We start from the raw sequence: 11,174 nt of genomic DNA, 5'->3' as shown, positions 1-11,174 counted from the left end.
TAAGCAGACATCTACTATTTAACATAAACAAGGAGTTTTTTATTTTTAGAAGGGTTCTAAACAACAGAACCACTAGTTTCATGGAAGGAAATCTTAAAAAGGTAATCGCTTCCTAGAAATAACAAGAAAGCGATTGATTTGATTCTATTCTCCAGAAAATGGATTGGAATCTTTAAATAAACCTTCAGAACCAAGTTCTTCTTCTATAGCCATGAGCCTATTGTACTTGGCAATACGTTCCGAACGTGATAAGGATCCAGTTTTAATTTGCCCAGTATTGAAAGCTACGGCAAGGTCTGCAATTGTTGTATCCTCGGTTTCTCCAGATCTATGAGAAAGGATAGTTGTATATCCTTGACTATGGGCAAGCTGTATCGCTTCTGAGGTTTCTGTTAACGTTCCAATTTGATTAGGCTTAATGAGTACCGCATTAGCTAACCCTTTGCTTATGCCATCTGCTATCAATTCTGGATTGGTCACAAAGAGGTCATCGCCTACGATTTGTATACTTTCTCCAAGTTCTGCGGTTAGCAGTTCCCAACCGTCGAAATCCTCTTCAGCAAGACCATCTTCTATAGAGTCAATAGGGTAACGATCACAAAGATCGGATAGCACACCTACTTGTTCTTGATAGCTTTTCCCTTCATAAGTTTCTGTTTTTGTATCGTAGAAAGAAGACGCAGCACAGTCAAGGGCTAGAGAAATCTCTGTCCCAGGTTGGAAGCCAGCTTTTTCAATAGCTAGCAAAAGAAGGTCTAAAGCTTCAGAGTTAGATTGTAATTGTGGAGCAAATCCACCTTCATCTCCAACTCCTGTAGCGAGATATTTATCATTAAGAATGTTTTTCAATGTATGGAAGACATCAGCACCCATACGTATCGCTTCTTTTAGAGAATGAGCTCCTATAGGACGAATCATAAATTCTTGAAATTGGAGTCCATTGTTTGCATGCATACCCCCATTAATGAGATTCATCATAGGGCAGGGAAGAACATGCGCGAAGCAACCCCCTACGTAACGGTAAAAAGATCGTCCTAAGGTTGCGGCTGCTGCTTTAGCAGCTGCTAAGGAAACTCCTAAGATAGCATTTGCTCCTAATTTCTCTTTATTTGGTGTGCCATCTGCTTCTACCATAATAGAGTCTATAAGGATTTGATCAAATATGCTGACTCCTTGTAAAACAGGAAGCAGAACTTCTTTCACGTTTTTTAAGGCTTGTAAAACACCTTTCCCTTGGTATCGAGAGGTATCTTGATCGCGAAGCTCTAAAGCTTCTTTAATTCCTGTGGAGGCCCCCGAAGGCACACAAGCTTCTCCAAAAGTGCCTGTGTTGGTAATTACTTTAACATATAGTGTGGGATATCCTCTGGAATCTAAAATTTCTCTGGCTTGGATATCGGAAATGACAACTTCTAGCATGAGTCTTTAATCTCTTTTGTCAAGGGGTTGGAAACTAGCTCCCAAAGATCTATTTAACACAATATGAGCCATACGGATCATATGATCACAATGAGGTTGCGGGGAGGTTAAGGCAATATTAGGTTCTGATTTTACAAAAAGCAAGCAGATTTCGTTTCGGTTTTTCTTAATGTTTTATGAGAGATAAAGAAGTTGTTCTTTAGCAGCTTTCATTTTGTCACGATATTTAGCAGCTTCATCAAATCTGAATGCGTTGGCAGCTTGCTGCATGAGATTTTCGTATTTTTTTATAAGCTTTTCTAATTCTTGTGTAGATAAAGGTTTTTGAAGGGTATCTTGAACTTCCTTTTTTCCCCCTTGCGGAATAGGATTGGCAAAGATCGCTTTGATGATTGGTTTTGGTGTAATTTTATTTGCTCTATTGTATTCCAACTGTATTTGTCGACGACGTTCTGTTTCTTTTAAGGTTTTTTCTATCGAGGGAGTTTTATGGTCAGCATAAAAAATTACTTTTCCATCAACATTTCTTGCCGCTCTTCCACAAAACTGTATTAAGGACGAGGTGCTACGTAGAAAACCTTCTTTATCGGCATCAAGAATAGCGACTAAAGAAACTTCAGGGAGATCTAATCCTTCACGGAGTAAGTTTACACCTATGAGCACGTCAATATTACCTAAACGCAAGTCAGATAGAATACGAGTGCGCTCTGCTGTTTCTATTCCAGAATGCAAATAGGCGGCAGCGATATCTAATTCTGAAAGGAAAGCCGCGATATCCTCGGCAAGCTTTTTGGTGATGGAGATTACTAGAATCTTTTCCTGAGATTTAGATAAGTGTTTGCGAATTTCTTCTAGGAGATCGTCTACTTGCCCTGTTGCCGGACGGATTTCTGGAATAGGGTCAGGAATTCCTGTAGGGCGGATAATTTGTTCAACAATATGACCTTGACTTTCGTTTAGTTCTGTCTCTCCAGGAGTTGCAGATACATAAATAACATTATGGAAATATTTCCTAGCTTCTTCATAGGTCAGAGGGCGGTTGTCATAAGCAGAGGGAAGACGAAAGCCATATTCTACTAAAGATTGTTTCCTAGAAAGGTCCCCGCGATACATAGCGCGTATCTGAGGTAGTGTTTGGTGTGATTCGTCAATAACCAGTAAAAAGTCATCAGGGAAATAATCTAATAGGCAGGCGGGAGGAGCTCCTGGAGGAGTTTTTGTAAAGTGGCGAGAATAGTTTTCTATTCCTTTACAAAATCCGGTTTCTTTGATCATTTCGATATCATGAGTAGTTCTATGAAATAAGCGGTCTTGTTCTATAGGACGATCTTGGAAGAATACTAAACGTTCTTCTAGCTCTTCTCGTATAGAACGTATTGCTTGTTCGCGAACAGCTTCAGGCGTGACATAGTGTGATCCCGGATATAAAATAACTGAGGTTACCGATTCCTTAGGAATCATAGTTAGAGGATCACTGTATTCTATGGAAGTTAATGTGTCATTGAAAAATTCTAAACGAATTGCGAGTTCGCTTTCATAAGCAGGGAAAATATCGATCACACTACCGCGTTCGCGAAAAGTTGAGCGTTGCGCTACTGAGGAAGCTTGATAATTCATTTTTACAAGCTGGGAGGCAAGTATTGCTCTTGGATATTCCGTTCCTACTTCGAGTTCTAATGTCATGGAAGTGTAGTTTTCGGGAGAGCCAATACCATAAATACAAGATACAGAAGAAACAATTAAAGTATCTCTGCGCTCTAGAATAGATCGCGTTGCGGATAAACGCAGTTTATCGATTTCACTATTGATTAAGAGACTTTTTTCTATGTAGGTATCATTACGGGCAATATATGCTTCGGGCTGGTAGTAATCATAGTAGGAGATAAAATATTCAACAGCATTATTAGGGAAGAATTCTTTGAATTCTTGATACAGCTGTGCGGCTAGTGTTTTATTATGTGCTAATACTAGTGTAGGGCGATTGACATTAGCAACAACATTAGCAATGGTAAATGTTTTTCCTGATCCTGTAGTGCCTAACAACACCTGAGATGGAATGTGATTACGTATGCCTTGAGTAAGTTTAGCAATAGCTTCGGGCTGATCCCCACAAGGCGAAAAAGCAGCTCGTAATTCAAAGGTCATAGGAGTGTATAACAATTAAGGTAGTAAACGAGAGCGCCATTTATGGCTTAACCTTAAGGTATCATGGACTTCTTCCATAGTTTCTTTTGCTACAGCACGCATTTTTTCTGTGCCCAGTTGCAATGCGTCTTGAAGGGCTTGAGGTTTTGCAAGTAGTTCGGCACGTTTTTCTTTAAAAGGTTGTAAAAAGAGAATAAGTTCTTCGGCAAGGCGTGCCTTTACCTCAACATCTTTTATACATCCTTGACGGTAGCGTGTTTTAAATTCTTCAACTTCTTCTTTATTAGGATTGAAAATATCATGATAGATGAATAAAGGGTTCCCTTCGACTCTCCCAGGGGTCGTAGCGTGAATCCGATTTGGGTCGGTATACATTTTTCTGATCTTGTCTTTGATAGTTGCATCATCATCAGAAAGGTAGATTGCGTTGTTTGCGGATTTACTCATTTTCCCTTGACCGTCAATGCCGACTAGAGAGGTAAGTTCTCCTTGTAGAGTCTCTGGTTCGGGGAATATCTCTCCATATAAACGATTAAAATTGCGAGCAATATCACGAGTTAGTTCTATATGGGCCTCATTATCCTTACCTACGGGAACGAGTTGCGCTTTGGCAAGAAGAATATCCGCGCTTTGTAAAACTGGATAGCCCACCAACCCAAAGGACAAACCACCCTCTTCTATAGAAGCGTTCTTTGCCATTTCCTTAAGACTCGGAATCCCCATGATTCGATTGATCGAAATTAACATGGAAAACAGTAGGTAGAGTTCGTAGATTTCAGGTACGGCTGACTGTAAATAGATGGTAGATTTATTCGGATCTATCCCCACACTTAACCAGTCTGCAAGAACTTCATAAATATGGTTATCAACATCTAGCACTTGTTCTTTACGTATTCTGGTTGTAAGAGTGTGGAGATCCGCAACGATGAAAAAGCAGTCGTACGCCGGGTTATTCTGTAAGTCTAAACGATTTTTTATAGAGCCTACCCAGTGACCTAAATGCAGCTTGCCTGTTGGTCGATCACCGGTAAGTACGCGCTTTTTTTTGTTCATATAATTTTATTTTATTGAAGAGATTTTTCTAGTTCTTCGAAGTGATTCTTCAATGATACGATATCTTCTTGAATTTCTAGGAGGTTTTTCTCCCCTATAGGATTCTTTTGTGCTTCCAAAAGTCGTGCTAATAGATGACGAATCAAATGGCAGGTATTTTGTACATCTGTCATTATTAGAAATTCTTGGCCGTCTACTCTAGACAAACGATTTAAAAACACGCAACGTTCTTGCTGAGAGAGCATATCCGATGTGATGAAGTTAATAAATTCACCACGTTCGTGAATGTCTTTAGCAACACGAATCAACATCATGAACTCGGCTATTAAGCTTTGAGATGCTTGTTTTTGTTCTGTAGGAAGATCATGGATGAGTTTCCCATTAATGAGCATTTCAAAAAAGAAATTTGCTATTTCCTGTTGGCCATTAGAGCAGTTAAAAACAACATTTTGAAATTCTCGGAATGTTGTGTAGCCAATAGCGGTGGCAAAAATTCTTTTTAAATTTCCTTCAAGAATAAGAAAAACATTATCTTCCAGTTCCAGTGTTTTTGATTTCGCTGCCATATTTAGACCTTTGTATTGGGAATGAAATTACTTTTAACTTTTTGAAGCTTTTTTATCAATTTTTCAAGGGCAGCCTGATCCTCAGGAGACAATTCTGAGCATTTTTTTAATAATTCTGAGCCTTTGGAAAGCATAGATAGTGCTTGTTTTGCTAAGCATATCTGACGACGATCTGTAGAAATTAGAGGAAATTCCCTTCTGATAATATCTAGGAGTTCTCCTTTACTTTCTCCGCGGTAATTCCGGATAATAGCTTCTTTTTTTTCTTGAGACCCTTGGCGAGAGGCTAATGTGTAAATAGCCTGCCTTGGCATTTTTTCAGCTTCTATTTTCAAGGGTTCGGGGAGAGTAGAAAAGAGTTCGTAATAGACAAGAAAATTATAAGGAGTTTGACGGTTGCCATAGGTAAGTAGTAGCCAAGCTGAAAAAGCCCCTTCTCGGTAAATTTTTAGTAAATCACGCACTTTTTTTATACGTTCGCCATGCAACAGTACTGCTTGATGGTGGATTTGTTTGATTTGGGCAGAGAGATTACAAAGACTCTTGAAATCTTCTTCGGAAATCTGATCCTCGAACGTGTAATGTTGTAACAATTGGCGGAATTTTTCTTCTTCTTGTGGGGATAATTTTACATCGGAAAATCTGCTTAAGAAAGGGGAGTGCTCGCCTTCCATACGTTTACGTGTAAGCGTTTCCATTTTATCTTGTGTATTTTTCTTGAAACGGCTCTCCAACAACGTTTTTAAATTTCCCATAGGATTACATATCCCTCAGTAAAATTAACAATTCTTTGGTTAGATTGAGATAATCTTCGGAAGCCCGTGCTGAAGGCGCGGTAGCAAAGACAGGTTTCCCGTGAATAGCGGCTTCAGAAATCGTAATGTCTCGACGAATCTTAGTATTTAAAAGTCTTCCAGGGAATGTCTTATGGATTAAGTCAGCAAAAGCGGCGTTATTTTTACCACGATAGTTCCAGAAGGAAAGAGCAACTCCAAGGATACTCAGCGGATGGCGTGACGAAATGCCTTGAATAAATGATGACAATCTTTCTAGACCCTTAACACTGTAAAATTCAGGAGTGGCACAAATTAAGGCATATTGTGCTGCAATTAATGCAGACTCTGTAAGCCAGCATAGAGAGGGGGGCGTATCAATGATCACATAGTCGTAGTCATTTCCTACAGAGGTTAGAATATGTTTTAGACGTTCGTGAGAATAACGGTCAGCGGCTAAATTTCCGGAAACTTCTATACGCTCTAACCAAGTATCAGCAGGAATTAAATCTAATCCTGTATCCTCGATGGGGCGAATAACTTCACGAATATTTTTTTCACCCTGAAGAACGACAGCTAAGCTGTCGTAACAATCGGGGTCAAGACCCAGTCCTGAAGTAAGATTTGCTTGAGCATCAAAATCAATGAGGAGCACGCGAGCGTTGTGGTATTGCGCTAAAGCTGCACCTAAATGTAGAGTTGTCGATGTTTTTGCTGTTCCACCTTTAAAGCTATTGACAGCGATGGTTTTCATTGGAGATGCTCTTCCTTGGATCTGGGTTTTCTACAATAGTGGAGTTAAACTCAAAGAGTTCTTTTCTTCAAGTATAGTATTTATGAATTTGTCCTCTGTCATGTCATTTAAAACTCGGTTGTCTCGGGTACGTATTGCTAAGGTGTTTTGCTCAATTTCCCGATCTCCCAAAGTAACCATATAGTTTACTTGCATATTTTGTGCGTTCCGTATTTTTTTACTTACAGATTCATTAGAATCGTCTACTGTAACTACAAAGCCTAATTTTTGCCACGCTGTAGCAAGCTTTTGAGCTCGAGGTTGATGGCGGTCTGCCACAGTAATTAATCTGATATGTTCAGGACTGAGCCATAAGGGGAATCTTCCTTTGAAATGCTCTATAAGAATACCTAAGAATCTTTCAATAGAACCAAACAAAGCGCGATGCAACATAACTGGAGTGCTTTTTTCTCCCTGAGCATTTGTGTATTCTAACTCAAATCGTTCGGGTAGGAACATATCGAGTTGGATTGTTCCACATTGCCACGTACGTTGGATGGCGTCCTTCACATGAATGTCAATTTTCGGTCCGTAAAAAGCTCCGTCTCCAGGATTGATAATGAAAGGAGTGTTTGAATTGACAAGAGCACGCTCCAAAGCTGCTGTCGCTAGCTCCCATAGTTCATCACTTCCAATTGTTGCTTTTTCTGGGCGTGTTGACAACTCTAAATGATATTCTAGTCCAAATGTTGAGTATAATTCAGAAACTAGGTGTAAAATATTTAATGTTTCCTCTTCTACTTGTTCGGGGGTTAGAAATACGTGAGCGTCATCTTGATGGAATGCACGTACTCGCATAAGTCCTGAAAGAGCTCCAGAGATTTCGTAGCGATGTACGTGACCAATCTCTGCAATTCTTAAGGGAAATTGCTTATAGCTATGCAGACGTGTTTTATAATACAACATGCATCCAGGGCAATTCATGGGCTTAATTGCGTAGTCTTCGTCCTCTATCTTTAGAGTATACATATTTTCTCTATAGTTACTCCAATGTCCAGAAACTTCCCAAAGGCTACGGTTCATAAGCTGAGGAGTTTGGATTTCCTTATATCCCGCAAGTTGATGTAAGCGTTTCCAATACCCTATAAGGGCGTCCCAAATAATCATTCCTCTCGGATGGAAAAAAGGCATTCCTGCTGAACACTCCTGTTGAGAAAAAAGATCGAGTTTGGTTCCTAAAACACGGTGATCGCGTTTTTTTGCCTCTTCCAACTGGTGTAGATGTTCTTTTAATTCTTTTGTTGTAGGGAAGGCCACGCCATAGATTCTTACTAAAGATTCTCTTTGAGGATCCCCCCTCCAATAGGCTGCTGATGTGCGTAAAAGCTTAAAAGCTTTTACAGGGGCGGTGGAGGGCAAGTGGGGACCCCGACAGAGATCCATAAATTCCCCTTGGGAGTAGGCGGTAATACTCTCTCCTTCTGGGAGCTCTTGTATGAGTTCTACTTTAAAGGGATTATGGGCGAATTCTTTTAGGGCCTCTTGTTTGTTGTGAAATGTTTTTTTCTGCACTACAAACTTTTCTTCAGATATTTGGCCCATCATATTTTCAATCATTAAGAAGTCGTCTTCGCTGATAGAAAGATTGGCGAAATCGTAGTAAAATCCCTGATCGATAACAGGACCTATAGTGGGGATAGCGTCTGGCCATAAACGTAGTATAGCCTGAGCTAGAATGTGAGCAGAAGTATGTAAAAAAATTTCTCTTCCTTCAGGGTCCATAAAGGTAACAAATCTTAAGGTGTCTCCTTTGTGTAGGGTTGTAGACAGATCTTTAATTTGATCGTTTATAACAACGCCAGCAAAGTAATGAGAATTTTTTATTTTGCTCGCGAAATCAGCAGCTGTGGTGCCCTCAGGCAGCTCATAAGTTTCATTGTTGCAAATTACGCGGATCATCTTCTCTCCATTAAGAGTTTTTCTAAGCCTGTTATTGTAACGTTTTTCTGGATCAAAGCAAGGGAGTTTTCTTAAAAAAACTGTGTATTTAAGTGGGGGAATCCTGAGTTTTTTAGAGATGTTTAATGATAAAAGTATATTTGAGTTGGAGCCAAAGTTTTATTCTTTTATAATAGCATGTTTTCTATTCCAGAAACTACTTCTTCATGTCTATTTTTTTAGTATTTTTTACTGCTTTTATCTGGTCCTCGTCTTTTGCCTTTAGCAAATTAGCAATGGAGGCTTCGGCTCCTTTATTTGTAACAGGCAGTCGCATGCTGATTGCTGGTTTAGTGTTGGTGGGAATCGTATTGTGGAAAAAAGGGTCGTTAAAACTACCAAAACAGGCGTATGTTCCCGTTTTGATTTTATCAATAGTTGGGTTTTATCTAACGAATGTTTGTGAGTTTCTAGGTTTGCAGAACTTATCTTCTTCAAAGGCTTGTTTTATCTATGGACTTTCTCCGTTTATTTCCGCATTGTTTTCTTATATCCAGTTGCGAGAGACTGTAACATTAAAGAAGTTGGGGGGATTGATTCTGGGGCTATTTGGTTATCTTTCCTACCTATTCTTTGGGGGTAGTGACACAAGTACGTGGAGCTGGCAGTTAGGTATTCCTGAAATTTTATTATTACTTGCGACGTGTTTTTCTGCTTTTGGGTGGACGTTGTTAAGAAAAATAGAAAAGAACTCCTCTCTGTCAGTAATGGCAATCAACGCTTACGCTATGCTTGTTTCCGGAGTTTTATCTTTGGGACACTCTATGGTTGTTGAAACTTGGAACCCTATTCCTGTCAGTAATGGCATTCTCTTTGTTCAAGCAATTTTCTTTCTTATACTGTTTTCTAATCTCATTAGCTACAATTTGTATGCTAAGTTGTTGAGGAAATATTCTTCAACGTTCCTTTCTTTTTGTAATCTTGTTATGCCTTTATTTTCTGCATTTTATGGCTGGGTGCTTTTAGGGGAAAGCCTGTCGGGAGCATTACTTCTTGCTGTGGTGTTTATGGTTGTAGGTTGTCGTTTAATCTATCATGAAGAATTTCGCCAAGGCTACATAGTTTCTTAATGTAAAGCGGATTTACATAAAAAGGGCTCAAATGAATATTGAGCCCTTTTTATTATCTTAAGAAGAAAAGCTATATTAGCTAAAGATTGCGGAAGTTGTTTGTGTTTGAGAATCAGCTATATTTTGCAGAGTTTGCAAAGCAGAGTTGAAGCTTTGTTGTGACTGCTCTTGAAGCTGTTGAGCTTGTCCTGCATATTGGCTTTGAATAGAAGATAATTGTTTTAATTCTTCAGCATGAGCTTCCGCCATACCTGCTTGTTTTTGGTGGTGAGCGATCTCGGCACCCATAACACCCCCAACGATCCCATCAATACCTGCGGTAAGCGCGTGAACCATCTGAGACATCTGCATAGACGTAGACAGGGCTCTACCAGCGAAAGCTGCAGCGCGACCCCCCTGAGTTTTTACTACGTTCATACCTCGGGCAATTTTGTCTTTCCATCCGGGGGTATTTAAAGCTTTACCAAACAGGCCACCGCTTTTTCCTGCAGCGCCTGCTGTAGCTTTTGCAGCAGCGCCTGCCATGTCGTCTACTAATCCTGCGGCTGCCTTTGCTGCGCTTTGAGCAGCAGAACCTGCAGCAGTGGAAGCAGCTGCTGTTGCTGTTTTAGTAGCAGCGCTAGTGGCATCTGCCGCAACTTTTGAAGCTTGAGACGCTGCAGAGCTGGCTGCGGATCCAGCAGCACCTGCGGTTTCTTTTGCAAAAGCTGCAGATTTTAATCCACCTAAGCTTTTTGCTGCAGAAAGGATACCGCCACCGACGGCAACGGCAAAACCTACGATATTTACAATACCAGAGATCATGCTTTGTTTAGCTTGCGCTTCTGTAGCAGCAGCTTGGTGATTCGCTTGAGTTCTAATAGCGTTCCCGATTTCTGGAGCCATAGCTACTTGGTTTTGGATAGCCTGGTTTTGTTGTTGGAACTGCGAAGACCAGGATTTTGCACTAGCTTGTGCAAGTAGTGTCATGATTAATCCCAATAGGGCAAGAGTTCCCATGCCTTTTTTAATCACAACACCGTTGACTTCTGTATTCTCAGGAATGGGAAGCTGTGGTAGCTCATAGTTATTTTGTTGAAGTCCTTTTGGCCCTTTTACAGCTTGAGCTGTAACAGTACTCGAGGCACTGGATACTGATGTAGAAGATGATGATTTTTCAGATTTATCAGTTTTAGAACTTTTTGATGTTTGCGAAGTAGCTTCTTTTTTAGAAGTTCCCTGAGCTTGAGTTTCCTGAATTAGATCCTCAAAACCTGCGGCGACCTCTTCTTGCGTACCTTGTGTACTCCCTGTTTTACCTTGTCCTTGAGCTTTAGCAGCTGCTAGACTGGCATTTTGTGCAAGCTGAGCAGCTAATGAAGGATCAGTATTGTTATTTCCACTAACTCCTGATGTCATAGCAAAAATGTCCCCTTAA

9 protein-coding genes are annotated in these 11,174 nt (G+C 40.1%); 1 reads left to right on the top strand and 8 read right to left on the bottom strand.

What is annotated here, in order from left to right; genetic code table 11:
* Window positions 1-144 precede the first annotated feature (144 nt).
* The 7 genes from eno to thrS all read right to left on the bottom strand — a co-directional run bounded on the left by eno (window position 145) and on the right by thrS (window position 8,648).
* Window positions 145-1,419: a phosphopyruvate hydratase gene (gene eno, locus E1N70_RS01720; protein WP_131743851.1), complete on the bottom strand. Its 1,275-nt coding sequence runs from the start codon at window positions 1,417-1,419 to the stop codon at window positions 145-147.
* Between the two features lie 174 nt (window positions 1,420-1,593).
* Window positions 1,594-3,564: an excinuclease ABC subunit UvrB gene (gene uvrB, locus E1N70_RS01715; RefSeq protein ID WP_131743850.1), complete on the bottom strand. Its 1,971-nt coding sequence runs from the start codon at window positions 3,562-3,564 to the stop codon at window positions 1,594-1,596.
* Between the two features lie 15 nt (window positions 3,565-3,579).
* Window positions 3,580-4,617 (bottom strand): tryptophan--tRNA ligase, encoded by a 1,038-nt coding sequence (gene trpS / locus E1N70_RS01710; RefSeq protein ID WP_131743849.1) that lies wholly within the window; start codon window positions 4,615-4,617, stop codon window positions 3,580-3,582.
* Window positions 4,618-4,628: 11 nt separating this feature from the next.
* The gene (locus E1N70_RS01705; protein ID WP_014945399.1) at window positions 4,629-5,183 is read right to left on the bottom strand and encodes a CT584 family type III secretion system tip protein; all 555 of its coding nucleotides are present in this window, start codon (window positions 5,181-5,183) and stop codon (window positions 4,629-4,631) included.
* Window positions 5,184-5,185: 2 nt separating this feature from the next.
* Window positions 5,186-5,938: a pGP6-D family virulence protein gene (locus E1N70_RS01700; RefSeq protein ID WP_131743848.1), complete on the bottom strand. Its 753-nt coding sequence runs from the start codon at window positions 5,936-5,938 to the stop codon at window positions 5,186-5,188.
* Between the two features lie 4 nt (window positions 5,939-5,942).
* Window positions 5,943-6,710 (bottom strand): ParA family protein, encoded by a 768-nt coding sequence (locus tag E1N70_RS01695; RefSeq protein WP_131743847.1) that lies wholly within the window; start codon window positions 6,708-6,710, stop codon window positions 5,943-5,945.
* A gap of 30 nt (window positions 6,711-6,740) precedes the next feature.
* Window positions 6,741-8,648: a threonine--tRNA ligase gene (gene thrS, locus E1N70_RS01690; protein ID WP_131743846.1), complete on the bottom strand. Its 1,908-nt coding sequence runs from the start codon at window positions 8,646-8,648 to the stop codon at window positions 6,741-6,743.
* A gap of 206 nt (window positions 8,649-8,854) precedes the next feature.
* Between thrS and E1N70_RS01685 the strand changes: the two genes are divergently transcribed.
* On the top strand, window positions 8,855-9,757 hold the full coding sequence (locus E1N70_RS01685) for a DMT family transporter (protein ID WP_131743845.1): 903 nt from the start codon (window positions 8,855-8,857) through the stop codon (window positions 9,755-9,757).
* Between the two features lie 75 nt (window positions 9,758-9,832).
* Here the strand turns inward: E1N70_RS01685 and sctE are convergent, their stop codons facing one another.
* A complete protein-coding gene (gene sctE / locus E1N70_RS01680) occupies window positions 9,833-11,155 on the bottom strand; it encodes a type III secretion system translocon subunit SseC family protein (protein WP_131743844.1) in 1,323 nt (440 codons plus the stop codon).
* Window positions 11,156-11,174: the final 19 nt, after the last annotated feature.

This window comes from Chlamydia buteonis (assembly GCF_900634605.1).
GTDB lineage: Bacteria > Chlamydiota > Chlamydiia > Chlamydiales > Chlamydiaceae > Chlamydia > Chlamydia buteonis.
Note: the sequence above shows the minus strand (reverse complement) of the source record. Positions and strands in the feature narration are given on the sequence as shown.